The sequence below is a fragment of the Mesorhizobium sp. genome, assembly GCF_004963255.1.
Lineage (GTDB): Bacteria > Pseudomonadota > Alphaproteobacteria > Rhizobiales > Rhizobiaceae > Mesorhizobium.
Genome location: NZ_SUGA01000044.1, coordinates 19,822 through 45,612, shown reverse-complemented (window position 1 = coordinate 45,612; position 25,791 = coordinate 19,822). Strand labels below are relative to the sequence as shown.

At 63.0% G+C, this 25,791-nt stretch carries 28 protein-coding genes; 8 read left to right on the top strand and 20 right to left on the bottom strand.

The features are described from left to right. The 6 genes from E5X34_RS29110 to E5X34_RS29085 all read right to left on the bottom strand — a co-directional run. The coding region (locus E5X34_RS29110) for an E3 binding domain-containing protein (RefSeq protein ID WP_292572190.1) at window positions 1–724 on the bottom strand (724 nt) is incomplete at its 3' end. Window positions 725–727: 3 nt separating this feature from the next. Further along, window positions 728–1,726, bottom strand: coding sequence for an alpha-ketoacid dehydrogenase subunit beta (locus tag E5X34_RS29105; protein ID WP_292572187.1), 999 nt, complete (start codon window positions 1,724–1,726; stop codon window positions 728–730). Then, window positions 1,726–2,754, bottom strand: a complete 1,029-nt coding sequence (locus tag E5X34_RS29100) for a thiamine pyrophosphate-dependent dehydrogenase E1 component subunit alpha (RefSeq protein ID WP_292572184.1) — start codon at window positions 2,752–2,754, stop codon at window positions 1,726–1,728. Before E5X34_RS29100 ends, E5X34_RS29105 begins: the two co-directional genes overlap by 1 nt. Before the next feature lie 2 nt (window positions 2,755–2,756). Then, window positions 2,757–4,085, bottom strand: a complete 1,329-nt coding sequence (locus tag E5X34_RS29095) for an NAD(P)H-dependent oxidoreductase (RefSeq protein WP_292572181.1) — start codon at window positions 4,083–4,085, stop codon at window positions 2,757–2,759. A 246-nt stretch (window positions 4,086–4,331) separates the two neighbouring features. Continuing rightward, window positions 4,332–4,790 (bottom strand): YbaK/EbsC family protein, encoded by a 459-nt coding sequence (locus tag E5X34_RS29090; protein ID WP_292572179.1) that lies wholly within the window; start codon window positions 4,788–4,790, stop codon window positions 4,332–4,334. Window positions 4,791–4,943: 153 nt separating this feature from the next. Next, a complete protein-coding gene (locus E5X34_RS29085; RefSeq protein ID WP_292081789.1) occupies window positions 4,944–5,210 on the bottom strand; it encodes a helix-turn-helix transcriptional regulator in 267 nt (88 codons plus the stop codon). Window positions 5,211–5,504: 294 nt separating this feature from the next. Between E5X34_RS29085 and E5X34_RS29080 the strand changes: the two genes are divergently transcribed. Beyond that, window positions 5,505–6,113 (top strand): hypothetical protein, encoded by a 609-nt coding sequence (locus tag E5X34_RS29080; RefSeq protein ID WP_292572176.1) that lies wholly within the window; start codon window positions 5,505–5,507, stop codon window positions 6,111–6,113. Window positions 6,114–6,345: 232 nt separating this feature from the next. Here the strand turns inward: E5X34_RS29080 and E5X34_RS29075 are convergent, their stop codons facing one another. Beyond that, window positions 6,346–6,591, bottom strand: a complete 246-nt coding sequence (locus E5X34_RS29075) for a hypothetical protein (protein ID WP_292572173.1) — start codon at window positions 6,589–6,591, stop codon at window positions 6,346–6,348. Between the two features lie 95 nt (window positions 6,592–6,686). Between E5X34_RS29075 and E5X34_RS29070 the strand changes: the two genes are divergently transcribed. From E5X34_RS29070 to E5X34_RS29060, 3 genes are all read left to right on the top strand, one after another. After that, window positions 6,687–7,148: a hypothetical protein gene (locus E5X34_RS29070; protein WP_292572170.1), complete on the top strand. Its 462-nt coding sequence runs from the start codon at window positions 6,687–6,689 to the stop codon at window positions 7,146–7,148. After that, the gene (locus E5X34_RS29065) at window positions 7,114–7,659 is read left to right on the top strand and encodes an ATP-grasp fold amidoligase family protein (protein ID WP_366664926.1); all 546 of its coding nucleotides are present in this window, start codon (window positions 7,114–7,116) and stop codon (window positions 7,657–7,659) included. Before E5X34_RS29070 ends, E5X34_RS29065 begins: the two co-directional genes overlap by 35 nt. A gap of 133 nt (window positions 7,660–7,792) precedes the next feature. Beyond that, on the top strand, window positions 7,793–8,053 hold the full coding sequence (locus E5X34_RS29060; protein WP_292572166.1) for a hypothetical protein: 261 nt from the start codon (window positions 7,793–7,795) through the stop codon (window positions 8,051–8,053). Between the two features lie 79 nt (window positions 8,054–8,132). Here E5X34_RS29060 and E5X34_RS29055 read toward each other — a convergent pair whose 3' ends face one another. The 7 genes from E5X34_RS29055 to E5X34_RS29025 all read right to left on the bottom strand — a co-directional run bounded on the left by E5X34_RS29055 (window position 8,133) and on the right by E5X34_RS29025 (window position 12,915). After that, window positions 8,133–8,435 (bottom strand): hypothetical protein, encoded by a 303-nt coding sequence (locus E5X34_RS29055; protein WP_292572163.1) that lies wholly within the window; start codon window positions 8,433–8,435, stop codon window positions 8,133–8,135. Window positions 8,436–8,529: 94 nt separating this feature from the next. Continuing rightward, the gene (locus E5X34_RS29050; RefSeq protein WP_292572160.1) at window positions 8,530–9,069 is read right to left on the bottom strand and encodes a MerR family transcriptional regulator; all 540 of its coding nucleotides are present in this window, start codon (window positions 9,067–9,069) and stop codon (window positions 8,530–8,532) included. A gap of 132 nt (window positions 9,070–9,201) precedes the next feature. Then, on the bottom strand, window positions 9,202–9,525 hold the full coding sequence (locus E5X34_RS29045) for an integration host factor subunit alpha (protein WP_040983242.1): 324 nt from the start codon (window positions 9,523–9,525) through the stop codon (window positions 9,202–9,204). A gap of 105 nt (window positions 9,526–9,630) precedes the next feature. After that, complete coding sequence (locus tag E5X34_RS29040) at window positions 9,631–10,602, bottom strand: beta-ketoacyl-ACP synthase III (protein ID WP_292572157.1); 972 nt, start codon at window positions 10,600–10,602, stop codon at window positions 9,631–9,633. 9 nt (window positions 10,603–10,611) lie between these two features. Beyond that, complete coding sequence (plsX, locus tag E5X34_RS29035; RefSeq protein WP_292509915.1) at window positions 10,612–11,682, bottom strand: phosphate acyltransferase PlsX; 1,071 nt, start codon at window positions 11,680–11,682, stop codon at window positions 10,612–10,614. Between the two features lie 130 nt (window positions 11,683–11,812). Continuing rightward, complete coding sequence (locus E5X34_RS29030; protein WP_292314940.1) at window positions 11,813–12,361, bottom strand: DUF177 domain-containing protein; 549 nt, start codon at window positions 12,359–12,361, stop codon at window positions 11,813–11,815. Window positions 12,362–12,372: 11 nt separating this feature from the next. Continuing rightward, window positions 12,373–12,915, bottom strand: a complete 543-nt coding sequence (locus tag E5X34_RS29025; RefSeq protein ID WP_292572152.1) for a ubiquinol-cytochrome C chaperone family protein — start codon at window positions 12,913–12,915, stop codon at window positions 12,373–12,375. A 117-nt stretch (window positions 12,916–13,032) separates the two neighbouring features. Here E5X34_RS29025 and E5X34_RS29020 point away from each other — a divergent pair, with 117 nt between their 5' ends. The 3 genes from E5X34_RS29020 to E5X34_RS29010 all read left to right on the top strand — a co-directional run bounded on the left by E5X34_RS29020 (window position 13,033) and on the right by E5X34_RS29010 (window position 15,219). Continuing rightward, window positions 13,033–13,554, top strand: coding sequence for an outer membrane protein assembly factor BamE (locus E5X34_RS29020; protein ID WP_292572149.1), 522 nt, complete (start codon window positions 13,033–13,035; stop codon window positions 13,552–13,554). 128 nt (window positions 13,555–13,682) lie between these two features. Beyond that, window positions 13,683–14,228, top strand: coding sequence for a dTDP-4-dehydrorhamnose 3,5-epimerase family protein (locus E5X34_RS29015; RefSeq protein WP_292572146.1), 546 nt, complete (start codon window positions 13,683–13,685; stop codon window positions 14,226–14,228). A 1-nt stretch (window position 14,229) separates the two neighbouring features. Continuing rightward, the gene (locus E5X34_RS29010; RefSeq protein ID WP_292572143.1) at window positions 14,230–15,219 is read left to right on the top strand and encodes a glycosyltransferase family 2 protein; all 990 of its coding nucleotides are present in this window, start codon (window positions 14,230–14,232) and stop codon (window positions 15,217–15,219) included. Window positions 15,220–15,250: 31 nt separating this feature from the next. Here E5X34_RS29010 and E5X34_RS29005 read toward each other — a convergent pair whose 3' ends face one another. The 6 genes from E5X34_RS29005 to E5X34_RS28980 all read right to left on the bottom strand — a co-directional run bounded on the left by E5X34_RS29005 (window position 15,251) and on the right by E5X34_RS28980 (window position 24,938). Next, window positions 15,251–18,406 carry a GAF domain-containing protein gene (locus tag E5X34_RS29005; protein ID WP_292572141.1) on the bottom strand — a complete coding sequence of 1,052 codons (3,156 nt, stop codon included), beginning with the start codon at window positions 18,404–18,406 and terminating at the stop codon, window positions 15,251–15,253. Window positions 18,407–18,553: 147 nt separating this feature from the next. Continuing rightward, window positions 18,554–20,695 (bottom strand): sodium-translocating pyrophosphatase, encoded by a 2,142-nt coding sequence (locus E5X34_RS29000; protein WP_292572138.1) that lies wholly within the window; start codon window positions 20,693–20,695, stop codon window positions 18,554–18,556. Window positions 20,696–20,959: 264 nt separating this feature from the next. Continuing rightward, entirely contained in the window at window positions 20,960–21,709 is a 750-nt protein-coding gene (locus E5X34_RS28995; RefSeq protein ID WP_292572135.1) for an ABC transporter permease, read from the bottom strand. Further along, window positions 21,706–22,644, bottom strand: a complete 939-nt coding sequence (locus E5X34_RS28990) for an ABC transporter ATP-binding protein (protein WP_292572133.1) — start codon at window positions 22,642–22,644, stop codon at window positions 21,706–21,708. The genes E5X34_RS28995 and E5X34_RS28990 overlap by 4 nt, the downstream gene beginning before the upstream one ends. Next, window positions 22,641–23,807: an ABC transporter permease gene (locus tag E5X34_RS28985; protein ID WP_292572129.1), complete on the bottom strand. Its 1,167-nt coding sequence runs from the start codon at window positions 23,805–23,807 to the stop codon at window positions 22,641–22,643. Before E5X34_RS28985 ends, E5X34_RS28990 begins: the two co-directional genes overlap by 4 nt. Window positions 23,808–24,059: 252 nt before the next feature. Beyond that, complete coding sequence (locus E5X34_RS28980) at window positions 24,060–24,938, bottom strand: ABC transporter substrate-binding protein (protein ID WP_366664925.1); 879 nt, start codon at window positions 24,936–24,938, stop codon at window positions 24,060–24,062. 274 nt (window positions 24,939–25,212) lie between these two features. Here E5X34_RS28980 and E5X34_RS28975 point away from each other — a divergent pair, with 274 nt between their 5' ends. Further along, window positions 25,213–25,785, top strand: a complete 573-nt coding sequence (locus E5X34_RS28975) for an NADPH-dependent FMN reductase (RefSeq protein ID WP_112129922.1) — start codon at window positions 25,213–25,215, stop codon at window positions 25,783–25,785. The last annotated feature ends 6 nt before the right edge of the window (window positions 25,786–25,791 follow it).

The following is a 25,791-nucleotide window of genomic DNA, read 5'->3' as shown; positions in this document are numbered from 1 at the left end:
ACTTCGCCTCGACCAGGCGGCGCGCGATGGTCTTGCGCATGTTGTCATGCGGCACCAGCTCGTAGGAGCCCTCGACGAACAGTTTCAGCACCTGATCGTCCGACATCGGCTTCGGCGCGGGTGCCGGGGCGGACGGAGCACCGGCCGGAATCTCGGCGGCCGGCTGAACAGGGGTGGCTCTGCCTTTCGCTGCGACCGCGGCCTCGACGTCCGCGCGCACAACACGGCCGCGCGGGCCGCTGCCTGCTATAGCCGAGAGGTTCAGATTTGCCTCTCGGGCCAAGCGTCGAGCCAACGGCGTGGCTCGGGCAGGCCCCAGCAATTGGCTGATCTCCCCCCCGGTGGGGGAGATGGCCGGCAGGCCAGAGGGGAGCCCGACGGAATGAGAGGTTGGCGGGACAGCGCCCCCCTCTGTCGGCTGCGCCGACATCTCGCGCACGAGGGGGGAGATTGGCGCCTGGCCCTGCTTGGCTTCATAGATCTCGTCGTCGGCATAGATCCAGGCGACGGGCTCACCGACGGGAATGTCGACGCGCTCCTTGCCGGTGACGTTGCGCAGCGTGCCGCTGGCCGGCGCGTCGATCTCCATCGCCGCCTTGTCGGTCTCGATCTCGAAGAGCACGTCACCCTTCTTGACGCGAGCGCCCTCCTCGGCGAACCAGCGCGAGATCTGGCCGGTCGCCATGTCCATGTCGACCTTGGGAAGAATGACCTCTGTCGGCATCGCTCAGCGGACCCCTTTCACAAGGTCGCGCGCGGCCGCGATGATGTCGGGAACCTGCGGCACTGTCGCCTTTTCCAGATCCGGATTGTAAGGGATCGGCGTCTCGGCGCCGCCCAGGCGCACGATCGGCGCATCGAGATAATCGAAGGCCTCGCTTTCGGCGACGAGCGCGCTCACTTCCGCGCCGATGCCGAGCGTCTTTACCGCTTCGTAGACGCAAAGCAGGCGCGAGGTTTTCTTCACGCTGTCGATGATGGTCTGCCGGTCGATCGGGCGGATGGTGCGCAGATCGACGACTTCGATGTCGATGCCCTCGCCTTCCAGCGCCGCGGCGGCTTCGAGCGCCTTCTGCACCATGATCGACGTGGCGACGATGGTGAGGTCGCGACCTTCGCGGCGGATCTCGGCCTTGCCGATCGGAACGATATAGTGGCCTTCCGGCACATGGCCCTTCATCTTGTAGAGCAGCTTGTGCTCGAAGATCATGACGGGGTCAGGGTCGGCGACAGCGGCAAGCAGCATGCCCTTGGCATCGTGCGGCGTCGCCGGCTGGATCACCTTGAGGCCGGGCACATGGCCGAGCCAGGCTTCCAGGCTCTGGCTGTGCTGCGCAGCGGCACCCGTGCCGGAGCCGGCAGGGAAACGCATCACAACCGGCACCGAGACCTCGCCGCCGAGCATGAAACGCATCTTGGCCGCCTGGTTGACGATCTGCTCCATGCCGAGCGTGGCGAAATCCGAGAACTGGAATTCGAAGATCGGCCGCATGCCGGTGACGGCCGCGCCCACCGCGACGCCAGCGCCGCCCAGTTCCGAAATCGGCGTGTCGATCACCCGGTCGGTGCCGTAGCGCTCGACCAGATCGCCGGTCACCTGGAAGGCGCCGCCATAGACGCCGATATCCTCGCCCATCAGGAAGACGCGCTCGTCCATGTCCATGGCGATGGCCATGGCTTCCTGGATCGCCTGGGCGTAGCTCAGTTCACGCACCGCGGCGTCCATCACGCATGCTCCGTGTAAACATAGTTTTCGAGGGTGGCGATCTCTGGCGCCGGGCTCGCCTTGGCGAACTCGATGCCGTCGGCGATCTCCTTGGCAACCGCGTCGCGGATCGCTTGGATGCCCTGGTCGTCGATGAAGCCGAAATCGCGCAGCTCCGTCTCGAAGAGCGTGATCGGATCGCGGTTCGCCATCCAGTCCTCGATCTCTTCCTTGGTACGGTAGCGGTTGCGGTCGCTTTTGGAATGGCCGCGATGGCGGTAGGTCTTGGACTCGATCAGCGTCGGCCCCTCGCCGGCGCGCGCCCGCTCGACCGCCTTGAAAGACGCCTCGGCGACCTCGGAGAAAATGTTGCCGTTGACGATGACGCCCGGCATCGAATAGGCGGCCGCCCGCTCGGCGATGTTCTTCACCGCGGTCGAGCGCGCCGTCGAGGTCGACATGCCGTAACCGTTGTTCTCGCACACGAAGATCACCGGCAGCTTCCAGATCGCCGCCATGTTCAGCGCCTCGTGGAAGGCGCCTTCATTGTTGGCGCCGTCGCCGAAGAAGGAGACGACTACCTTACCGGTCTTCATCCGCTTGGATGAAAGTGCCGCGCCCACGGCAATCGGAATGCCGCCGGCAACGATGCCGTTGGCGCCGAGATTGCCCTTGGCGACATCGGCGATGTGCATGGAGCCGCCCCTGCCCTTGCAGTAGCCGGTGGTCTTGCCGAAGAACTCGGCGAACATGCGGCTGACTTCCGCGCCCTTGGCGATGCAATGGCCGTGGCCGCGATGCGTCGAGGTGATCTGGTCGTCCTCGGCGAGCGGCATGCAGATGCCCATGGCGCTCGCTTCCTGCCCGATCGACAGGTGCATTGTGCCGTGGATGAGGCCGCGCATGTAGCACTCTTCCGCGCCCTCTTCGAAGCGGCGGATGAGGTACATCTTGTGAAGCACCTGTCTCAGCTGCTCGGGACTGTACTGGCGATAGACGAAAGGCAGGTTGGCCCGGCTATCCACGACGGCTTTGCTGGCTCCGGCCATGATCACGCCTCCACGGTTCCGTAGACGAGCCTGTCCTGGCGGGCGCGAAGCTCGGCGATCTTCGAACCCGGCGCGGGCGCCGCATTGGCATAGGTGATGAGCTCGCCCTTCTTAATGGGCGCGGTGACCGAGCCGCCCTGCAGCAGGCCGCAGGGGATGGCACGCGCCGCATGGGCTTCCGGCGCCGTCATGATCCAGGCGCGGTAGCAATATTCGCCGATGGCATCGAGCTTGTCGCCGGGCTTCAGGTCCTTCTTGGCGACGGCGCAGACCTCCGCGACCGGCTTTGCCAGCGGCACCATGTCAGCCTTGCCGTAGAGCACGACGCGGGCGCAGGTCAGCGGCACTTCCAGCGAGGTCAGATGATAAGGGCGATGGAAGGTGAAGTACGGGCCCTTGCCCATCTTCAGGTCTTCCATGCGCTCCGAGATGCGAGGATGCGACATGTCGGCGACGACGAAGACGCCCGGCGCCACGCCCTTGCCGATCGAATAGTCGACGACGCCTACCTTCGACAGCACGCCGCCATCCTTCTGTGGCACCAGCACCTTCGACAATTCGCCGAGCGTGGCCGCCGGGCCGTGCATGCCGGGCTTGTCGGGAACCAGCCCGGTCGCGTTGGCGATCGCCGCCATCTCGACCATGGTCTTCGAACCGTCGACGAATTCGACCAGCATGCGCACATTCATATGCCGGCGCTTCGCCTCCTCCTCATAGTCCGGAGGCGTGGCGTCGATGTTGAGAGGGTTGTTCTTGCCCTTGCCAGCGGCGACGATCGGGTGGCCCATGGCGGAGACGAACTCGATCAGCTCCATGCAGGAAGACGGCTCATCGCCGGCGCCCAGCGAATAGGTGACGCCGAGGCGGTCGGCCTCGGCCTTGAGATAGGCGCCGATGGTGACGTCCGCCTCGACATTCATCATCACCAGGTGCTTGCCGTGCTCCATTGCGCGCAGGCCGATCTCGGCGCCGACGGCCGGAACGCCGGTCGCGTCGATCACGACGTCGATGAGGTCGTTGCCGATGACAAGGCTGGAATCGTTGGTGACGGCGATCTTGCCCGCCTCCATGGCAGCGGTCATGGCCGAGGCGTTGGAAACCTCTCGCGCATGGCCGGTTTCCTGGAACGCGATGTCGACGGCTTTGCTGGCCGCGGGAAGGTTCAATTCGGAGATGGCGCCGATCTCGATGCCGGACATATGGGCGACGCGGGTAACGATGTCGGTTCCCATTTCGCCTGAGCCGATGAGGCCGATGCGAATAGGCTTGCCGGACTTGCCGCGTTCCTCGAGATCACGGGCAAGGCCCGTCAACGAAATATTGGAAGCCATGCCGCTTATTCCTCCCATATCGCATGCTGTTTGATTGCTTGACGGGTATTGAACATATGTATTTCTGTCAAGACTAATGTCCAAATCTTTGGCCGTTAGCCGACGCTTTTCGGATTGGTCGAGGCGCGGCTGCGAAAGGCATGGACCATGAGCGCCGCCATCAAACCCAATGCGAGCGTGCGCCTGCGGCCGAATGCCGGCGAAGGCCGCTCGACGGACCGCAAGGAGATATCTAGACGGCAATTGTTACTGGCAAACGTCGACCCATATGGCGCCGACCAGATCGGCCATGCGCTGCGGCGTGATGCGCACAGCGGCGTTGGTGGCGCCGGCAGCGGGGACGACCTCGTCGAAGGCCTTGAGCGACAGATCGCAATAAACGGGAAGCGGCGCCGGCAGGCCAAACGGACAGACGCCGCCCGGCGGATGGCTGGTGGCCGCAAGCACCTCCTCTGCGCCAAGCATGCGCGGCTTGCCGCCCATCCTGTCCTTGAACTTGCGGTTGTCGAGCCTGGCGACGCCGCTGGTGACGACCAGCATGGCCTCGTCGCCGACGCGCAGGCAGATCGTCTTGGCGATCTGCGCGGGCATCACGCCATGGGCTTCCGCCGCCAGCGCCACGGTGGCCGAACTGGCCTCGGTGACGATGACTTCGATGTCGGGCGCATGCCGCGCAAAGAAAGCGCGAACCGATTCCAAGCTCATGGTGGACCCCTCGTCAGGTCTGTCGGATAGCAGCGGTCGGCGAATCGCACGGCCAAACCATTGTTGGCAAGAGCCAGCGCTTTCCGCCTTTCAGGCATTAAAAAGCCCGCCGGGCGAAACCTCGGCGGGCTCGAATGGACGCTTTTCGCGCCTCTACTGATGCGTGGGCCGATTCTCGGCGGCCGGCACTTTGATCAATTCCTCTTCCGGCATCTGCAGCGCGGAAGCGATGCGCCGGAGCTTGGCGGGATCGGCGTCCTTGCCGTCCTCGATGTCGACGATCTCGCCCACGGCCAGACCGCAGGTCAAAGAGAGTTCCTCGATCGTGTATCCCCTCGTTTCGCGAGCGGCTTTCAAAGGATTGAGGCCGGGCGCGGCAATGATGTCGTTGGAAACAGCGTTTCGTGCGGTGTTGGGCATGGCAACTCCTTGGGATGAAACAGGGTCCGATGAAATGGTGTTGCCTGAGACGGGCGGGAGAATGCTCGTTAACAAATGATTTGCCAAGAGCTTAGGCCGTCACGCCATCGTGAAGCGGCATTCCGGCCGGTATCGCAGGCCTCCCACATGTAAGATCGCGTGGCGCCCAATCAAGTTCTTTTGAAGTTCCGCGACCGGTTTCGCCGGCATTTTCGACGCCTCGATTCGTTAGCTAGCCGTCACCGGCAGCCAAAATCCGGGCGAAGGGCGTTTCACACGGAAGGATCGAATGCCATGAATTTGAAATCATTCGCAATTGTGCTCGGCGCAATCTCGGGCGTCATCGGCGCGACGGAAACATGGGCGGCGGACGCTACTCGCGTTCGAGGCACTGTCGTCGGCGTTGCCGGGTCGACGCTGACGGTGAAGGACCGCGACGGCAAGAACGATGCGATCACGCTTGCCGACGGCTGGAAGATTTCGGGCGTGGCCAAGGCATCGGCCACCGATATCAAGCAAGGCGATTTCCTAGGCATCGCCTCGATTTCGAAAGCCGATGGCGGCAGCGGGGCGCTGGAAGTCGTGATCTTTCCCGCGGCGCTGAAAGGCACGGGTGAAGGCGACCGCGACTGGGATCTGCAGCCCAACAGCCGCATGACCAACGGCACCGTCGCCGACGTCACCGCGATAGAAGGCCACACGGTCACGCTCACCTATGACAACGGCCAGAAAAAGCAGATCGCCATCCCGCAGACCACACCGATCGTGACATTCGCCACGGCCACGCCGGCGGATCTGACGCCGGGCGCCGCGGTGTTCGTCAACGCCGAGCGAGGCGGCGACGGCAAGCTCACCGCGAATCGGGTCGTAGTCGGGAATCACGGCATCGCGCCGCCCATGTGAAGCCGCGCAGGCCGCATCCCAAATTTACCGCGATCTTCGCCTGTCAGGCGGGCAGGCGACGCGAGCGGACTTCTTAGAAACAGTCCGGAAACAAAAATCTACATTTGGGAAAAATTGTCGAAAAAAACCAGGAGGATAGTCCTTGTTGTTGCGAGGCTGGAGTCACGGATTTGGTCCGGCGGACTCAGAACGCCCGCTTTAAAGGAAACGAGTCATGAAGAAGTCCTTTCTCTCAGCGCTCGGGCTGGCTCTGGCCCTGGCGTTCACCATGCCGATCCTGGGCGCTACCAGCGCTGATGCGGCTCCAATGAAGACGCATCATCATCATCGTCATCATCACAGGCATCATCGCGTCCACCATCGTCACTATCACCACCATCATCGTCACCACCACAAGAAGATGGCTCCGAAGAAGTACTGACCTTTCGCTTTTGCCGATGGGTAGGCCTTCGCCGTTTGAGCGAACCAGCTTTCCCATCGGCGTTCTCTGACTAAGCATCCGGTGATGCCGAATCGCGCTCCGGACTTTGCATGATGGGAACCCGTGCCGACCTGCCGGTCAGACACCGCCTGGTGCTGGTGGCCGCGCGCATCGTGTTGACGCTTCGCCACCCGGCTCTCGTTGCCCGCTTCGCCATGAGGCTCGGCTATCTGCCGAATCCCGCCGCTCCGTCGCGCTACAACGAACTGATGCTGTGGCGGAAGATCGTCGACCGCAATCCGCTCTTCGTGACGCTGACCGACAAGCTGGCGGCAAAAGCCTATATCCGCGCTGCCTGCCCTGAGTTACCGATACCCGAAACACTATGGTGCGGGCGGCGCCCTGAAGACCTCCCGGCGGATCTTTTGTCCGACAAAGTTGTCGTGAAGCCGAACCATGGCTGCGCGATGAACATCTTCGTCTCGGAAGGCCGCCCCGGGAGGGCGGCAATCGTCCGCAAGGCCAGGCGATGGCTCGGGACCTTACGGGCGGCGCAATGGCGAATGGGCCTACTGGCCGATCGATCGCGCGCTCTTCATCGAAGAGAGGCTTGATCTCGCAGGCGGATCGATCGCCACCGACATCAAGGTTCATGTCTGCAGCCGCATCATCAGCCATATCTGGGCCGAGGACAAGCTCGCCGAGCGCTCGCATCTGTTCGATGACGAGGGCAAGCCGCTCCCCGGCCGCGACCCGGACTATCCGCGCGAGGATCAGGCGCTGCCGCTAACCCCCAGGCTGCTCGACTTCGTTCGACAGGCCATAGCGCTGGCGCCAAGAATCGCCGGCGATCTCGACCATGTCAGAGTGGATTTTCTGGTCACCGACAAAGGTCTCCATGCCGGTGAGATATGCATCTATACCGCCGCCGGCTACGGCACCTGGACGAATCCCGAGATCGCCAGGCGGATGGAGCGCTACTGGCGTTTGGAGCACTCGGCCTATCTCAGGCAACCACGACACGGGATCGGACACCTCTACGCCGAGGCGCTACGCGCCCGATGCGCCGCGCGCCGCAAGATGGAATCCGAGGGCTGTCCCGAGCCGGTATCGACGGCCAAATGAAAATTAAACGCGCGGCATATGAACCATTCCCTTGGGAGCGGCACTCACCGGTCATGGGCGCCGCGAAGGCGCTCCTCAACCCAACGGGACGCCAGGACGGCGATCCCAACAACCAATGGAAGGAAATGGTCAAATGACCAACTTCAAGCATATCACCCTCGCCGCGGCCTTCACCCTCTCGGCTTTCGGCTCGGTCTCGGCTCCGGCTTTTGCCGGCACGCATCCGACCGGCGACGGCGGCGCCGTCTGCAAGGGCTCTGGCTCGTGTCTGGTGCTGCAGCTCGACTGCAAGGGCACCTATACCGACGCCACCGACAAGAACGGCACCGTCTACGGCAAGTGCAGCCAGGTCATGAAGGTCGACCCGAAGACCCGGCTCAAGCTCGCGAACTGATCGCCTGAAAGGCGACTGGCACGGAAATGGCGGCCGTCGATGATGGTCGCTATTTCCTGTTTCAAATCCCGTCGATCGATCAGCGTCGGCTGATGAGAAGGCCGGCAAGCAGTCCGACCACGACGAGTCCGACCGCGGCGGTCGTCGCCGGATGGTCGCGCGCCGTCCGCTCGATCACCCTGCCCCTGCGCCTTATTGCCGGCAGCGCCTCGTGAAGGCGATCGGCAATTTGCGAGTAATAGTCGGACGCCGCCTCGCGGCCATCCTCGTAATAGGCGTCACCGCGCCTGGCCAAGACCTTCTTGAGGTCGTTCAATTGCCGCGAAAGCGCCGCGACCTGCTTGTCGATGTCGAGGTCGGAGAGGGTCGAAAACGATGCCATGCTTGTTATCCTTCTCTTCGAGAAGGCCTAACGCACGGACTACGGGCCAGTTCCGGCGGCCCGACCGCGCGGCATCACGTTGAATGATGCCTCTTCAACGAACCTGGTCGAGCAGGCGCTTGCATTCCAGCAAATCGAACAGCGCCTCCTGCAGCAAGGCCCGATTGTCACGCGACAATTTTGAAGCGTCCGGTTGCACCGGACCTTCGTCTTCGCTTTTGCCGAGGCCAAAGAAACGGCGACTGGGCTTCACCTTCGGCTGGCCTAAGAGCGCATCCTCGTCGCCGCGCGGCTGCGCGGCCGCCGTCAGCGGTACCTGCTCGGCCTGGCGGCGCTGGGCGATCGCCTCCACGGCGGCCATGTCGCCATTGCCGATGGCGACCAGGAAATGGTTGCCGTTCTCGCGCAACAACTTCTGCACGCCTTTGATCGTATAGCCCTGATCGTAGAGCATGTGCCGGATGCCCTTGATCAGCTCGACGTCCTGCGGCCGGTAGTAGCGACGGCCGCCGCCGCGTTTCATGGGCTTGATCTGGGTGAAGCGCGTCTCCCAGAAACGCAGCACGTGCTGCGGCAGGTCGAGATCTTCCGCGACTTCGCTGATGGTGCGGAAAGCATCGGGGCTCTTGTCCATGGGCCAATCCTCCACACTGGACCGCGATCCGGCGCGTTATGCCGAATCGCCCCTTATTTCAGCGATTTATGAAGCGATATTCAAGCCCAGCGTCAAAACGGCCGGCGGTTTTCAACCGCATTCGCCAGCAAACTACTTGCCGCCTTTGCCCTTGCTGTTCTGATGCGAACGCAGAATCCGGTTCTTGAGCACGTTCGACGATTTGAACGTCATCACCCGGCGCGGCAGGATCGGCACTTCCTCGCCGGTCTTGGGATTGCGGCCGATGCGCTCGTTCTTGGAGCGGACGTGGAAGGTGGCAAAAGACGAAAGCTTGACCGTCTCGCCCCGAACGATGGCTTCGCAGATTTCGTCCAGCACGGCTTCGACGAGTTCCGCCGATTCAGTCCGCGACAGGCCAACCTTCCGATAAACGGCTTCAGCAAGGTCGGCACGCGTCAGTGTCTTTCCCCCCATGCGACCGTCCCATCTGCTCGCAGAAAATGTAAATCGATACAGCCAAAGGCAGAGCCTAAGTAATTGATCCGGCAAGGTCAAGGACCGAACCGGCGCGTTCGGCACTTACCAGCGGAGCAACACCGCGCCCCAGGTGAAGCCCCCACCCATCGCCTCGAGAAGCACCAGATCGCCCTTCTTGATGCGGCCGTCGGCGACGGCCACCGAGAGAGCCAGCGGCACCGAGGCAGCCGAGGTGTTACCGTGTAAATCGACGGTGACCACAACTTTCTCTTCGGCTATCCCGAGCTTCCTGGCGGAAGCGTCAATAATCCGTTTATTGGCCTGATGCGGCACGAACCAGTCGAGGTCCTGCGCCGTTATGCCGGCCTCGCCAAAGGTCGCCTCGATGACATCGGTGATCATGCCGACGGCGTGCTTGAACACCTCACGGCCTTCCATCCTGAGATGGCCGACGGTTCCCGTCGTCGAAGGACCGCCATCAACGAAGAGCTTGTCCTTATGCGCGCCATCGGAGCGCAGGCTCGCCGCCAGCACGCCGCGGTCGGTGATCGCGCCGGCGCCCTCTTGGGCTTCGAGAACGAGCGCCCCGGCGCCGTCGCCGAACAGCACGCAGGTCGAGCGATCGTTCCAGTCGAGGATGCGCGAGAATGTCTCCGAGCCGATCACCAGGACGCGCCTGGCCAAGCCGCCACGGATGTAAAGGTCGGCGGTGGCGACGGCATAGACGAAGCCCGAGCAGACGGCCTGCATGTCGAAGGCGAAGCCGTGATGCATGCCGAGCCTGTTCTGGATCTCGACGGCGGTCGCCGGGAACGTGTTGTTGGGCGTCGAAGTCGCCAGGATGATGAGGTCGATATCGGCTGGCGTCATGCCCGCGCTGTCGAGCGCGGCGCGCGCCGCCGCCTCGCCCAGAGAGGCCGTCGTCTCGTCATCGGCCGCGACATGGCGCTGGCGGATGCCGGTGCGCTGGACGATCCACTCGTCGGAGGTCTCGACCATGCCTTCGAAGTCGGCATTCTTCATAATGCGGCGGGGCAGCGCGGCACCATTGCCGCGCACGACTGATCTGATCAAGGTCCGTTCCTATTCCTCGGCGTCGGCGGAGACGCCGGATTTCCTGTTTGCCTGGGCATTGGGATTGCGCGCATGGAACAGATCGAGGTCGGCCTCGATCCGGTCAAGCAGATTGTTGCGCACCATGTCGTAGCCGAGCTCGATCGCCGCAGCGAAGCCATCCGAATCGGCGCCGCCATGGCTCTTCACCACGATACCGTTCAAGCCCAGAAAGACGCCGCCATTGGAGCGGCCGACATCCATCTTCTCGCGCAGCCGGTCGAAGGCGCCCTTGGCGAAGACATAGCCGATCTTGGCCATGAGCGTGCGGCTCATTGCGGCGCGAAGATAGCCGGCGATCTGCCTTGCCGTGCCCTCGGCGGTCTTGAGCGCGATATTGCCGGCAAAGCCCTCGGTGACCACCACGTCGACCGTGCCCTTGCCGATGTCGTCGCCTTCGACGAAGCCGCGATAATTCATCGAGGCCATGTTGGCCTCGCGCAGCATGCGGCCGGCCTCCTTGACCTCTTCCTGGCCCTTGATCTCCTCGACACCGACATTGAGCAAGCCGACGCTCGGGCGCTCGATGCCGAACACCGAGCGCGCCATGCCGGTGCCCAGAATGGCGAAATCGATCAGCTGATGCGCGTCGGCGCCGATGGTGGCGCCGACATCGAGCACGACGCTTTCGCCGCGCGTCGTCGGCCAAAGCGCCGCGATCGCTGGGCGATCGATGGTGGCCATGGTGCGCAGGCAGAATTTCGACATCGCCATCAGCGCGCCGGTGTTGCCGGCCGAGATGCAGGCCTGCGCGGCGCCGCTCTTCACCGCCTCGACGGCCTTCCACATCGAGGACTTCCAGCGTCCGTGGCGGAGCGCCTGGCTCGGCTTGTCGTCCATGCGCACGGCGACCTCGCAATGGACGAACTCGCTTACTTCGGCGAGCTTCGGGAACTTGGCGAGCTCGGGACGCACCACGTCCTCGCGGCCATAGATGACGAATCGGATGTCAGGGCGGCGGATGACGACCGTCATCAGCGCCGGGATGACCACGCTCGGTCCGTGATCGCCGCCCATGGCATCGATGGAAATCCTGATCACTCGGTGTTTTTCTCACGGTTTGCCTGGCTAGCGGCGGACGCCTGCCAAGGTAAGGGGGCTCGCGAAGGTTCGGCGAAAATAGCGGTTTTGCGCCTGCGCACAACCAACTTTTCCAAAATCCGGACCACTCTCAGGATTTTCCGAGCAGCGAACGCAGCTTTTTCTGGAATTCGCTTTCCTCGGCCTGATCGTCGCCGGCGACGTCGAGCGAGGCTCCCGGCTTGCGCGGATAGGGGTCGATCGCCAGCCCGAAGAACTGTTCGGCCAGCGCACCGACGTCGATCGTGTCGCCGGAGAATGTTTCCGGACTGTCCGGTCCATCGGCGTCGAGAATGATCTCGCCGCCGCCCTCGAAGCCCTCGCGTCCAAGCTTCGACTGCTCGGGCAGGAACAGCGCCTCGACCGGCTCATCTATATGCGCGCTTACCGGCTCCAGGGTGACGATGCAGGCCTGCGTGATGTCGGCCTCGACGCGGCCGGTAACCTTGACGCCATTGCGCTTCCAGGAAGCAACAAGCAGCTCGGCGCGGTAGCTTTCGACCGAAAGCAGGTCATATTCGGCGGCAAGTGCCTCGCGCTGGCGCTGGTCGGCCTCGACCAGGACCGGCAGGCCCTTTTGTGGCAGCCGGGCGACATTGGCGACAAAGGATACCGGGCTGCGCAATTCAGCGTCTTTCATGCTGGCCTCCTTCAAGCGGCCCCGGCGGCCGGGAATGCGACCGTGCCGGCGGCGATCGATTCGGTCGGCTGCGCGGCGAGCTTCTGGCTGGCATCGCAGACATAATCCGCCAGCAGCGACGCCTGCGGCCAGGGGCCCGCGTCCGGCCTGACATTGCGGGCAAGCGCCGCCGCAAGCGCCGCCCGGTCGCTCTCCCGGAGGGCATCATCATAGGCGGTCGTGCGGCCGTAGAACATCCTTGCCAGCTTCTTCATGCGCTTGGGCACGCCGACATCGCTGATTCCAAGTTCGCGCAGCGAATGATCGACGTCGAGGAAGAACTCGTCGATCAGCACTTGCGCGACCTCGGCCGCCACACCTTGCTCGCCATGCAGACGGTGCTGGACGAGATAGATATGCAGCGACAGCATCTCGAAGCGGCCGAGCGGCGTATCCGGCACATTCCAGTCCGAATAAAACACCGTTTGCCGCGCCGCCGCCACGATTTGTGCGTATAGCGCGTCGGTGATAGCGCGGTTGGCATTGCGTTCGCGGCCAAAAAGGCGCTGGAACATTGAGGGCGGTCTCCCGGGGACCTGTTGTTTGATTTGGCCTTGTTGCATCGGCATGCAAGCTGGTTTACCGGTTTTGCGGCCCAGCGCAAGTTGCGGGGATGTGATGGAGAATTGTTGTTGGGTGCGCTGAAATTCAAGTCGTTTCTTGCGCCCGCCCCGGTGGGCGTGGCCTCACTGCTGATGGTGGTATCAGCGCTTTCCGCCTGCAATTCGTCCAAGATGTTCGGCGATCTCCATCCAAGCGAGACGTTGACCAAAGGCTACGTCATCGACCAGCAGGCAATCGATTCGGTACCGGTCGGATCGAGCCGTGAACAGGTGCTGCTGGCGCTGGGCACGCCGTCGACGACGGCGACCTTCGACAACGAGGCCTTTTACTACATCTCGCAGACGCGCAAGCGTTACGTCGCCTTCGACAACCCGCACATCGTCGACCAGCATGTGCTGGCGGTCTATTTCGGTGCTGACGGTCGCGTGACCCAGATTGCCAATTACGGCCTGAAGGACGGCAAGATCTTCGACTTCATCTCCAGGACGACACCGACCGGCGGCAAGGACCAGAACTTCCTCAGCCAGGTCATCAACGGCGCCGCCAAGCTGGCACCCGGCATCCCCGGCGGTGGCAGCGGCACGCCTTAAGTCCATCGACGGCCTGCAGAGCAATCAAAACCCGCCGCCTCGCCGGCGGGTTTTGTGTATGTGAGGCCAGACGCATACTTGCTTATGTTCCGGCGTCCCCCTATCAATTTGCCGGATTGGGGACGGTCATGAGCAACAGCGATCATACTGTGCCGCAAGGCTGGATGGCGACAGGCACGCCCGACCGGCAGACCGTGACACCTGACTGGCTTGTCGTCGATGCGCCGACAATCGACGGCGTCGCGCTCAAGGAAATCCGGCCTGTCGCGACTTCGACCGGCTACCTCACTGAGATCTTTCGCGAGGAATGGGATCTGGACGGGCTTCCCGTCGGACAGGTGTTTCAACGCACGCTTTATCCCGGCGCGGTGACGGGATGGCATGCCCATGGCGTCACAACCGACCGGCTTTTTTGCTCGGTGGGCAGCGTTCGCATCTCACTGTTCGACGGTCGCAAGGCCTCGCCGACATTCGGCGCGGTCTGGCACAAGATCGCCGGCGCGGTCAGGCCCGCCATCGTCGTCATTCCGCCCGGCGTCTGGCACGGTGTCGTCGCGCTCGGACCGGACATTGCATTGGTGGTCAATCTGGTCGACAAGGCCTACGCCTATGACGCGCCCGATCACTGGCGGCTACCTCCCGATACCGAACAAATCCCCTACAAGCTGGCATAGCGTGGAACAGGCCGGCCAGAGCGCGCCGACAGGGCGGATCGAACCACTTGTCTCGATAGTTGTCGCGACACACAACCGCCCGGCGGTCCTGCGCCAGACGCTGAAGAGCCTCATCGGTCAGACCCTGCAGGACTGGGAAGCCATCGTTGTCGGCGACGCGTGCCGGCCGGATACACCGGCAATTGTCGCCGCCTTCGATGACTGCCGCATTTCCTACATCGATCTTCCGGTGAATTTCGGCGAGCAATCAGGGCCGAACAACATCGGCTTTGCCAGAGCACGCGGCCGTTTCGTTGCCATCTTGAATCATGACGACCTCTGGTTTCCCGACCATCTGGCGTCGATGAGCGGCTGGATCGACGCCACAGGCGCCGATGTGGTGATCGCCCGCGGCGCCGTCATCGAGTCGGCCGCGAGCAAGGGGGCCAAGCATATGATCCTCGGGATGGGGCGGGATGGCTTCTATGACCCAGTCACCACAGTCGGATTTGGCTCCGCGCAAATCATCCGCCGGACGTCCCTGCCAAGGCTTGGGCCATGGCGCCCGGCCAGCCAGTGCGTTTGCGAGAGTTCCCAGGACTGGCTGTTCCGTGCCTGGCGCAAGGGTGCGGTGATCGCGACAATGCCGCATTTGACCGTGCTCATGCTGCACTCGGGCAAGCGCGAAGGCAGCTATGCGCGTGATACGGCGCTGGAGCAGGAAGATCTGATGGACGCGATGAGTTCGCCGGACGCGCTGCGCGCCAGGATTCTCGGCAACGCCGAGGAACCTGCTCCCCTCAAGCGCTCCCGCTACCTTAAACGCAGGCTACTGGCGATGCTTGGTATACATCCGCGAGCGCGTTCCTTCCGTCGCCAGCATCGCCGAGGCGCCTTCATTGCCATGCTGCGCCAGACACGCGGCTTGCCGCCAATGCCCGAGCGAGAGCCAGACTTGGAGGAGCTGCTGGCTCGTTATCGCGGTGGCGACGAAAGGCCGACAGGCGACTGAACTGCCAAAAGCAAGCACGCTTCGGTCGCTCTCAAGAGCGGTCCAGCACTTTGCGGACTTTGTCCGCGAGTTCGTCAATCGTGTAGGGTTTGCTGAGCAGCTCGGTGCCAAAGTCCAACATCCCATTGTGGACAATGGCGTTGCGGGTATAGCCCGTCGTGTAAAGTACTTTGAGAGCCGGTTGAATGAGCTTCACCCTATCGACCAGCTCGCGGCCGGACATCTCCGGCATCACCACATCAGTGAAAAGCAGCGATGGAACCTTGCCGGCGTTGATGGCGTCCAATGCTTCACGAGGTCCGCGCATTTCCAGCACGGAATAGCCGAGTTCCCGAAGTGCCTCGGCCGCCATAGACCGTACACGATCCTCATCTTCGACCACCATGACAACCTCCGTGGCCTTGCCTTGGGCCGCATCATCAGTTGCAATCGGGTCATCCTGGACTTCACCGCTGTTTGAGCGCGGTAAGTAGATTTTCAGCGTCGTGCCAATGCCTGGTTCAGAGTAGATTTTGACTGTTCCGCCCGACTGCCGGACGAAGCCATAGACTTGACTCAAGCCTAGGCCGGTTCCCTTGCCCACCGGCTTGGTGGTGAAGAACGGATCGAATGCCCTGCTCATCACATCGGGCGTCATGCCGAGCCCAGTGTCGGTGACCGCCAGAAGGACATATTGCCCGGCTGCGATGCCGTTTGCGACTGCATACCTGTCATCGACGTGAGCGTTGGACGTCTCGATGGTCAGCTTACCACCGCCGGGCATGGCGTCACGCGCGTTCACGCATAGGTTCAGCAATGTGCTTTCAAGTTGACTGGCATCCGCCTCTATATGCCAAAGACCAGCGGCAAGAACCGTTTCGATCTGGATCGTTTCGCCGAGAGTTCGTCGCAACAACTCTCCCATCCCCGCAACCAGGCGGTTCGGATTCATGCGCTTCGGCGCCAAGGGCTGCTGACGTGAAAAGGCCAACAGGCGCTTGGTCAATTCTGCGGCCCGTTGCGCGCCATCGATAGCTCCTTCGACGAAGCTGTTAACGTTCGTGTCGCCATTCCTAAGCTTGCGCTGCACGAGATTCAGGCCGCCAATGATGACGGCAAGCATGTTGTTGAAGTCGTGCGCTATTCCGCCGGTGAGCTGTCCCACAGCCTCCATCTTCTGCGCTTGCCGCAGATGTTCCTCGGCCTTGCTGCGCTCGGCGACCGCTTCGACCACACGTTGCTCAAGAGTTGCGTTCAGGGACTGTAACGCCCCAAACAACCGCGAATTGTCGATCGCAGTGGCAGCATGCCCGGCGAGACCCAGCAGTGCGGCTTCATGTTCGGCGCCGAAGATGCCCGTGTCGGAATGGCCGAAAAACAGCCCTCCTAAAACTTCGCCCGGCCGTGAGATGACTGGAACGGCCAAGTAAGACCTGACGGGTAGATGGCCTTCCGGCATTCCCTTGCCGGGCGCGTTCTTGCCGTAGCGCGGGTCCTGCAGAATATCGTCCGAGCGCACCACGCCTGTGCCGCGGAACGTCGGTTCAAAGACCGCTGTATTGCGGGGCATCGGGAAATTCTCAAACGCAGATCGCGGTGCCCCCGAAAGAGTGTACAGCATATAGCTGTCACCCTTTTCGTCCATGACGTTATAGAAGAATGCGCCGAATTGAGCTCCGGTGAGTTCCACGCCGGTGTCGGTCACCGTCTGAACGATGCGGCCAACGTCGAGTTCTGCGGCCACAGCAGCAGCAGTCGCATTTATAATTTGGAGATGGCGTTCGACCCGCTTGCGGGCAGTGATGTCGATAACAATTCCTATAAAGCGAACGGCGCGGCCTTCCTCGAAGATGGCATCGCCCGTTGCAGCAATCCATCGCTCCTTGCCGTCTTGCAGCCCAATCGTGCGGTATTCGATGTCGTACCGAGATGATCCGCCTGGTTCGATGGCCTGGCGCACAGCTTCATCCGCGCGATGGCGATCCTCGGGGTGCAGACCTGCAAGGAATGCGCCTTCGTATGAAACCTCGGCTTCCGGCGGCAGTCCGAAGAGCGCTTTACATTTGTCGTCCCACCGAAGCACATCGGTGACAGGATCATAGTCCCAGGTGCCGATAGCGGCCGCGTCGGTCGCCAGACGCAGCCGTTCTTCACTGGCTCTGGCTGCTTCCTCTGAGCGCACGCGCTCCACATGTGCCCAGGAGCGCTCAGTGACCTCCGCGAGCAAGGCCAGTTCGCGCTGGGACCAAATGCGAGGCTGCCTATCGTGAATGGCCATCAAGGCAGTCAGTCGGCCTTGCTTGACGAGGGGCATGCATATGGTCGCTGTTATTCCTATGTCTTGGAAGGTCTTCGCTGCCTCGGGCTCTATCTCGACAAGGTTGTTATTGATAATGAGCGGCCGGTTGTTCCTGAGATTGCCGACTGCCTGCCGTCCGAAATCCGCGAGGCTGTAGTAGCCGACAATGCTGGGCGAACCCGGCGCACTCCAATCGCCGCGGATGGTGAAGTGATCCTCGTCCGGCTCCATATCTGCATAGGCGCAAATCGAAACCCTGAGATGTTCACCAAGCAGCCTGGTGGTAATTGCCATTACGGCGTCAGCGTTCCTCGCGACGGCGCTTTCCCGACCAAGTCTATCTAGAAATCCCAAACGTTCAGTGCTCTCCCGCAGAGCTCTTTCGGCCCTGAGGCGCTCAATCGCAGTACGTGTGCGGTCCGCAACGTCCGAGACGAGCGCAACCTCTTCAGGGCTCCATCGTCTCGGAGTTGCGTTATTCAGATAAAACAACGCGACCACGCCCCCATGTTCGGTGACGGGCAAATTGATGATCGATCTTGCGCTGATAGCTTTGAGAGCGTCGACCCTGTCTCGGGTTCGGGGGTCTGTTTCAGCATCCTCGAAGATCACGGTCTCGCCGCGCTTGAGGTCCTCGATGTAGCTCCCGTAATCTCTGAAGTGGAGCGTACCCGCAAGGCTCTTGACTCCCGGTGCGTTCCAGTCGCGCTCGATCGAAATTGTCTCGCGCTCGATATCGATTGTTCCGTAGCCGGCCCGGCTCACGTTGAAGTATCGCCCCAACAGTTGAGCCGCAGCGTAGGCGAGCTCGCTCGGATCATTGACCTCGCGAATCCTGTCGCCGAGTGCGGCGAGCAGTTCGAAACGCTGGACTGCTGGTCCATTAGCGCTGGCGTCGGTTTCCCGCAATTGTCCCCCCGGGTCATGCTGCGCCACAATGCACCGGCGAATGAATGGTTCCACTACGCGGAAAGATGCATGCCCAATCCGGGATGACTCACAAACAAAAGCCCGCGGGATCGCTCCCGCGGGCTTTGTCTGGAATAGCCGCCGCGATCAGCCGTGCGCGAGCACGGCGAGTAGAAGCAGCGCGACGATGTTGGTGATCTTGATCGCCGGATTGACGGCCGGGCCGGCGGTGTCCTTGTAGGGATCGCCGACGGTGTCGCCGGTGACCGAGGCCTTGTGCGCCTCGGAACCCTTCAGGTGCTTGACGCCGTCCTTGTCGGTGAAGCCGTCCTCGAACGACTTCTTGGCGTTGTCCCAGGCGCCGCCGCCGGAGGTCATCGAGATGGCGACGAAGAGGCCGTTGACGATCACGCCGAGCAGCGAGGCGCCGAGCGCGGCGAAGGCCGAGGCCTTCGAGCCCGAGATCATTAGCACGCCGAAATAGACGACGAGCGGCGCCAACACCGGCAGCAGCGACGGGATGATCATTTCCCGGATCGCCGCCCTGGTCAGGATGTCGACGGCGCGCGCATAGTTCGGCTTCGAAGTGCCGGCCATGATGCCCTTGTCCTCGCGGAACTGCTTGCGCACTTCCTCGACGATCGAGCCGGCGGCGCGACCGACCGCGGTCATGGCTATGCCGCCGAACAGATAGGGGATCAGGCCGCCGAAGATCAGGCCGGCTACGACGTAGGGGTTGGAGAGGTCGAAGGAGACGTCGCCCATGCCCTGGAAGTAGGGGTATTTGTCGCCATTGGCGGCAAAGAACCGGAGGTCGTTCGAGTAGGCCGCGAACAGAACCAGCGCGCCGAGACCGGCCGAGCCGATGGCATAGCCCTTGGTCACAGCCTTGGTGGTGTTGCCCACGGCGTCGAGCGCGTCGGTCGAGTGGCGCACTTCCTTCGGCAGGCCGGCCATTTCGGCAATGCCGCCGGCATTGTCGGTGACCGGGCCGAAGGCGTCGAGCGCCACGATCATGCCGGCAAGGCCAAGCATGGTGGTGACGGCGATCGCCGTGCCGAACAGGCCGCCGAGCTGGTAGGTGGCGATGATGCCGCCGACGATGACGATTGCCGGCAGCGCCGTCGATTCCAGCGAGACCGCGAGGCCCTGGATGACGTTGGTGCCGTGGCCGGTCACCGAAGCCTGGGCGATCGAGTTCACCGGACGCTTGTTGGTGCCGGTGTAGTATTCGGTGATCACCACGATCAAACCGGTCACCAGCAGACCGACCAGGCCGCAGATGAACAGGTTCTTGCCCGTGATGGCGATACCGGCAACGGTGCCGACCTCGCCCCAGCCGACCGTGCCGGAGGTCGCTGCGGCAAGACCGACGATCGACAGCAGGCCGGTGACGATCAGGCCCTTGTAGAGAGCGCCCATGATCGAACCGTTGGAGCCCAGCTTGACGAAGAAGGTGCCGACGATCGAGGTCAGGATGCAGGCGCCGCAGATGGCGAGCGGATAGAGCATGGCCGCGCCCAGCGCGGCCGTTCCGCCGAAGAAGATGGCGGCCAGAACCATGGTGGCGACAACCGTCACCGCATAGGTCTCGAACAGGTCGGCGGCCATGCCGGCGCAGTCGCCGACATTGTCGCCGACATTGTCGGCGATGGTGGCCGGGTTGCGCGGATCGTCTTCGGGAATGCCGGCCTCGACCTTGCCGACGAGGTCGCCGCCGACGTCGGCGCCCTTGGTGAAGATGCCGCCGCCGAGACGGGCGAAGATCGAGATCAGCGAAGCGCCGAAGCCGAGCGAAACCAGCGAGTCGATGACAACGCGGTCATTGGGCTGCAGGCCCATCGGGCCGGTCAGGATCGCGTAGTAGATCGAGACGCCGAGCAGTGCCAGCCCTGCGACCAGGAGGCCGGTGATGGCGCCGGACTTGAAGGCGATGTCGAGGCCAGCTGCGAGGCTGTTCGAGGCGGCCTGCGCGGTTCGCACATTGGCGCGCACCGAAACATGCATGCCGATGAAACCGGCGGCGCCCGAAAGCACGGCGCCGATCAGGAAGCCGATCGCGGAGGTGATCGAGAGCAGCCACCAGGCAAGCAGGAGCACGACGATGCCGACCACGGCGATGGTGGTGTACTGGCGCGCCAGATAGGCCTGGGCGCCTTCGCGGATGGCCGCGGAGATTTCCTGCATGCGCTGATTGCCCTGATCGGACGCAAGGACCGAACGTGTCGCCCAGATGGCGTACAGAACTGACAGCAAGCCGCAGGCGATGACGGCGGTAATAATGGTCATTGCCGGATTTTCCTCGATTGATGGCCCAAAAGAACCCCTCCCTGGGCCGTTGGAACGGAGATGGATGCCGCGCGCGGAATCCACCCCTTGGTTGGGGTATGCGAAACAAGGCTTGGAACGTCAAGATATTGTTCGGTTTTTGCCCGGCTTTCGCCCAAAAGAAGAAGGTGGGAATCGTTGTGCCAGCGCGAGCCTGGAATTAGATCGATTGAAATGACGCAAGGGCATCGCAGGGCAACCAGCCCGCCAGCCCTCCCCGCATCTCTACTCTACCCCCTGCCCCATCCGCCGCGCAGCGAAGCGCTCTATGGCCGACAGACCGTCATAGATCAGCACCGCGAGTGCCGCGACGATCAGGCCGCCCTGCAGAACGAAAGCAAGGTTGTTTGAGATCAGGCCGGCGATGATCACCTCGCCCAGGGTTTTGGCTGCAACCGTCGAGCCGATCGTCGCGGTGGCGAGGCTGATGACGACCGAGAGCCGGATGCCGCCCAGGATCACCGGAGCGCTGAGCGGCAGCTCGACCTTCATCAATCGTTGCCAGCCGGTCATGCCGGCGCCGCGCGCCGCTTCCATCACGTTGCCGGGCAGCGTGGTCAGCGCCGTCAGCGCGTTCTCGAAGATCGGCAGCAGGCCGTAAAGGAAAAGTGCTATCAGCGTCGGCTTCTCGCCGAAGCCGACGGCCGGTACCGCAAGCGCCAGCACGGCAACCGGCGGAAAGGTCTGGCCGATATTGACCAGGCTGCGCGACAAGGGCAGGAACTCGGCGCCGGCCGGCCTCGTGACAAGGATGGCTAAAGCCACCGCGACAATCGTTGCCGCGACCGTCGCGACCAGCACGATCCGCAGGTGCTGCAAGGTCAGCGTCAGCAGGCTGCCCTGATTGTAGATCGCCGGCGCGCCGTTCTCGGTCAGGGGTTTCAGCAGCGGCTCGAACCAGCCCGGGCTGGTGATGAAAACCACCAGCAGCGCCAGAACGGCCAGCCTCAGCAGCGCGGGCAGCCACGCTTTCATTGCGGCCTCGCCGCGCGTTTCACCAAGCCTTCGATGGTGACGCGGCCAATGAGTTTGCCGTCGGTGCCCTTCACCGGCAGCGCAGGACGGCCTGACCACAACAGCTCGGCCAGCGCGTCGCGCTGCGTGGCGTCGCCGGGGATCGCCTCGCCCTCCGCGCCGCCCGGCTCCACGGCATCGCGCACTGGCCCGAGCGACAGCAGCCTGAACGGCCTTTCGCTGGCGCCGACCAATGTCTCGACAAAATCGCTTGCAGGCCTGGCCAGAATCTCCGCCGGTTTTGCGTATTGCACCAGCTTGCCGGCATCCATGACGGCGATCTTGTCGCCCAGATGCACCGCCTCTTCCATGTCGTGGGTGACGAGGATGATGGTGGTGCCGAAACGCTTCTGGATCGCCAGCAGATCCTCCTGCGCCTTGGTGCGGATGATCGGATCCAGAGCGCCGAAGGGCTCATCCATCAAAAGCACGTTGGGCTCGGCGGCCAAGGCGCGCGCAACGCCGACACGCTGTTGCTGGCCGCCGGAAAGCTCGTGCGGGTAACGCGGGCCATAGGCCTGTGGATCGAGCTGGTAGAGCGTCATCAACTCGTTGACACGCGCCTTGATGCGATCCCTGTCCCAGCCGAGCAGCAGCGGCACGGTGGCGATGTTCTGCGCCACCGTTCGGTGTGGAAACAGGCCATGGCCCTGAATGGCGTAGCCGATGCTGCGGCGCAACTGATAGCCGGGCACCGAGCGGTTGTCGGCGCCGTCGAGCTTGATGACGCCGGAGGTCGGCTCGACCAGCCGGTTGATCATCCTGAGCAGCGTCGTCTTGCCGGATCCGGATGTGCCGACAATGGTGGCGATGGTGCGCGGCTCAATGACCATCGAAACATTGTCGACCACCGTCGTCTCGTCATAGCGCTTGGTGATGCCCTCGATCTCGATCATGCCGTTTCAACTATCCTGCGCTTGGTGGCGGTCATCTCGATGACCGCGTCGAGGATGATGGCCGCCACAAAGGCCAATGCCACGGTGGGCAGCGCGCCGAGCAGCACCAGATCCATCGCCGTCTGGCCGACGCCCTGGAAGACGAACACGCCGAAGCCGCCGCCGCCGATCAGCGCGGCAATGGTGGCAAGGCCGATATTCTGCACCAGCACGATGCGGATGCCGGTCAGGATCACTGGAAAGGCGAGCGGGAACTCGACATCGAACAGGCGCTGGCGATCGGTCATGCCCATGCCGCGCGCGGCGTCGTTGGCCGCTCGGGGCACACCGGCCAGCCCAACCACCGTGTTGGCCACCACCGGCAGCAGCGAATAGAGGAAGAGCGCGACAAAGGCGGGCGCGGTGCCGATGCCCCTGATGCCGATCGCGGCGGCCCCCGGCACGTGCACCGCGACCCAGCCGAGCGGCGCGATCAGCAGGCCAAACAGCGCGATCGACGGAATGGTCTGGATGATGTTGAGGACATTCAGTACTCCTGCCCGCAGCTTCTCGACGCGATGGCAAAGGACGCCGAGCGGTATTCCAACGATCACCGCGCCAGCCAGCGAGCCAAGCGCCAGGCTAACGTGCTTGGAAGCCTCGGCCCAGAAACTGTCGGCGCGGCTGGCATATTCCTTGAGGATGGAGAGGCTGTCCCAGCTTCCCGAGACGAGCAGCACGGCGATGGCCACAGCGGCGAGCACCAGCACGCCGACGCGCGCCCAGGGCGACAGGTTCAGCCTGGTCAGCACATCGGCCAACAGCAGGGTGAAGGCAAAGATCAGCAGCCAGAAACCGGAGGCGGGCGCGACGCGGGCAAAGGTGTTTCCGGCAGGCGTCAGGAAACCGCCGGCGGTGCCGATCAGGACCGATAGCGCGACCAGCGCGACGACGCTGACCGCCAGCCTGAGGATGAGCGGCGTCTTAAGCAAGGCGACGATGGCGGCGACGATCACTACAGCCACCAGCACCATGCCAAGCGCGGGTGGCAGCGCTTCGAGGATCGAACGCGCCTGCCCTGGCACGATGCGGTTGGCGCGGAACGTGGCAAAGGGTGCGAAGAGGGCCGCGTAGGCGACGATAGCAGCGATAACCACCCCAAGCTTGTCGAAGCGGAGTGTCATCGAGTGCCCACGCGGAGATTTGGAGGGGCAGAATTAGGAATGCCCCGTTCTGTCGCACCCCCCTCTGTCGTGCCGGACATCTCCCCCACTTGGGGGGAGATCAGATGTCGCGCCGATTTTCGCCAATCCCCAGCAAGGTAAGAGGAGCGCCGACGACGAAGCTGCCAATCTCCCCCGTTGCGGGGGAGATGTCCGGCAGGACAGAGGGGGGCGCCTCGCACCGGCGTCACGTTTTCTTCGACGCGCCTGCTGCTACTTCAAGAACCCGTTCTTCTTCAGAAAATCCTCCGCCACGCCCTTGGCAGGCTCGCCGCCCAACTGCACGCGGCCATTGAGCTCCTGCAGGGTGACGAGATCGAGCTTGGCGAAGACCGGCTTCAGCAGCGCCTCGATTTCGGGATGCTGCTTAAGGACCTCTTCGCGGATGATCGGCGCCGGCTGGTAGACCGGCTGCACACCCTTGTCGTCCTCGAGCACGACGAGGCCGGAGGGCTGGATGCCGCCGTCGGTGCCATAGACCATGGCGGCGTTGGCGCCGTTGGTCTGGTTGGCGGCGGCGGCGATGGTTGCCGCGGTGTCGCCGCCGGAGAGCGTGATCAACTGGTCCGGCTTCAGCGTGAAGCCGTAGGTCGTCTGGAAGGCGGGGAGTGCCGCCGCCGAATTGACGAACTCGGCGGAAGCCGCGAGCACCACCTTGCCGCCGCCTGCGACATACTTGCCGAAGTCCGTCAGGGTGGCGAGCTTGTTCTCGTCAGCCACTTCCTTGCGCAGCGCGATCGCCCAGGTGTTGTTGGCCGGCGACGGCGACAGCCAGACGATCTTGTTGGCGTCATAATCGAGCTTCTTGGCGGTTTCGTAAGCCTTGGCGGCGTCCTTCCAGACCGGATCGTCGGCCTTCTGGAAGAAGAAGGCGGCATTGCCCGTATATTCTGGATAGATGTCGATTTCGCCGGCGGTGATCGCCTTGCGCACGACAGGGGTCGCGCCAAGCTGGATGCGGTCGGTGGTCTTGATATTGTTGGCGTTGAGCACGAGCTGGATGATGTTGCCCAGCACGCCGCCTTCGGTGTCGATCTTGGAAGACACCACCACCTGGGCATTCGCCGATGCCGTCGCGATACCAAGCGCCATCGCCGCGATGGCGAGCTTTCTAACTGAAAACATTGTGAAAATCCCTTGCTATAGCCGATCAATCGGTGGTCGCATATGAGCACAGCTTCAACGGCCGGTCGGGGCATACGGTTTCATAACTAGGGGGATACACGCAATAATTTTGTTCGACCCAGACGAAGGCCACGGCCGCACCCCGACATGGCTATGCCGACCTAAGGTCGGCTGGCGGCCTGCCCTGTTCTGGGGGATATTAGGGAAAGGCGGGTCGGCGGCCAAAACAGGGAGTTGTGTCATGGCCAAGCATAAAGTCGGCTACCTCATCGGCAGCCTTGCCAAGGGCTCCATCAACCGCAAGCTTGCGAAGGCCCTCGTGAAACTGGCGCCACCCGAACTTGAGATGACGGAAATCCCCTTCAAGGACCTGCCGCTTTACAGTTATGACTATGATGCCGACTTCCCGCCGGTCGCCCTGGAATTCAAGAAGGCCATCGCGTCCGTCCAGGCAGTGCTTTTCGTCACGCCGGAATACAACCGCTCGATCCCTGGCGGCCTGAAGAACGCGATCGACTGGGCGAGCAGGCCCTACGGCAAGAACTCTTTCGCCCGCAAACCGACGGCCGTCATCGGAACGTCGCCCGGCGCGATCGCCACAGCCGTCGCCCAGCAGAGCCTGCGCAGCGTGCTCAGCTTCTGCAACGCACCCCAGATGAACTCTCCCGAAGCCTATATCCAGTTTACCCCGGGATTGATCACCGACGACGGCGAGGTGACCGTGGAGTCAACCGAAACGTTCCTGCGCAATTACATGGACGAGTTCCACATGTTCATCGCGCGGGTGCTGCAGGTGCTCCCGCCGGATGCATGACGCCGG

Excerpts from the sequence above, each read along its gene's own strand:
- E5X34_RS29105 (WP_292572187.1), bottom strand. The coding sequence starts at position 1,726 with ATGGACGCCGCGGTGCGTGAACTGAGCTACGCCCAGGCGATCCAGGAA.
- E5X34_RS29100 (WP_292572184.1), bottom strand. The coding sequence starts at position 2,754 with ATGGCCGGAGCCAGCAAAGCCGTCGTGGATAGCCGGGCCAACCTGCCT.
- E5X34_RS29095 (WP_292572181.1), bottom strand. The coding sequence starts at position 4,085 with ATGGCTTCCAATATTTCGTTGACGGGCCTTGCCCGTGATCTCGAGGAA.
- E5X34_RS29090 (WP_292572179.1), bottom strand. The coding sequence starts at position 4,790 with ATGAGCTTGGAATCGGTTCGCGCTTTCTTTGCGCGGCATGCGCCCGAC.
- E5X34_RS29085 (WP_292081789.1), bottom strand. The coding sequence starts at position 5,210 with ATGCCCAACACCGCACGAAACGCTGTTTCCAACGACATCATTGCCGCG.
- E5X34_RS29080 (WP_292572176.1), top strand. The coding sequence starts at position 5,505 with ATGAATTTGAAATCATTCGCAATTGTGCTCGGCGCAATCTCGGGCGTC.
- E5X34_RS29075 (WP_292572173.1), bottom strand. The coding sequence starts at position 6,591 with ATGGGAAAGCTGGTTCGCTCAAACGGCGAAGGCCTACCCATCGGCAAA.
- E5X34_RS29060 (WP_292572166.1), top strand. The coding sequence starts at position 7,793 with ATGACCAACTTCAAGCATATCACCCTCGCCGCGGCCTTCACCCTCTCG.
- E5X34_RS29055 (WP_292572163.1), bottom strand. The coding sequence starts at position 8,435 with ATGGCATCGTTTTCGACCCTCTCCGACCTCGACATCGACAAGCAGGTC.
- E5X34_RS29050 (WP_292572160.1), bottom strand. The coding sequence starts at position 9,069 with ATGGACAAGAGCCCCGATGCTTTCCGCACCATCAGCGAAGTCGCGGAA.
- E5X34_RS29045 (WP_040983242.1), bottom strand. The coding sequence starts at position 9,525 with ATGGGGGGAAAGACACTGACGCGTGCCGACCTTGCTGAAGCCGTTTAT.
- E5X34_RS29030 (WP_292314940.1), bottom strand. The coding sequence starts at position 12,361 with ATGAAAGACGCTGAATTGCGCAGCCCGGTATCCTTTGTCGCCAATGTC.
- E5X34_RS29025 (WP_292572152.1), bottom strand. The coding sequence starts at position 12,915 with ATGTTCCAGCGCCTTTTTGGCCGCGAACGCAATGCCAACCGCGCTATC.
- E5X34_RS29015 (WP_292572146.1), top strand. The coding sequence starts at position 13,683 with ATGAGCAACAGCGATCATACTGTGCCGCAAGGCTGGATGGCGACAGGC.
- E5X34_RS29000 (WP_292572138.1), bottom strand. The coding sequence starts at position 20,695 with ATGACCATTATTACCGCCGTCATCGCCTGCGGCTTGCTGTCAGTTCTG.
- E5X34_RS28995 (WP_292572135.1), bottom strand. The coding sequence starts at position 21,709 with ATGAAAGCGTGGCTGCCCGCGCTGCTGAGGCTGGCCGTTCTGGCGCTG.
- E5X34_RS28990 (WP_292572133.1), bottom strand. The coding sequence starts at position 22,644 with ATGATCGAGATCGAGGGCATCACCAAGCGCTATGACGAGACGACGGTG.
- E5X34_RS28985 (WP_292572129.1), bottom strand. The coding sequence starts at position 23,807 with ATGACACTCCGCTTCGACAAGCTTGGGGTGGTTATCGCTGCTATCGTC.
- E5X34_RS28980 (WP_366664925.1), bottom strand. The coding sequence starts at position 24,938 with ATGGCGCTTGGTATCGCGACGGCATCGGCGAATGCCCAGGTGGTGGTG.
- E5X34_RS28975 (WP_112129922.1), top strand. The coding sequence starts at position 25,213 with ATGGCCAAGCATAAAGTCGGCTACCTCATCGGCAGCCTTGCCAAGGGC.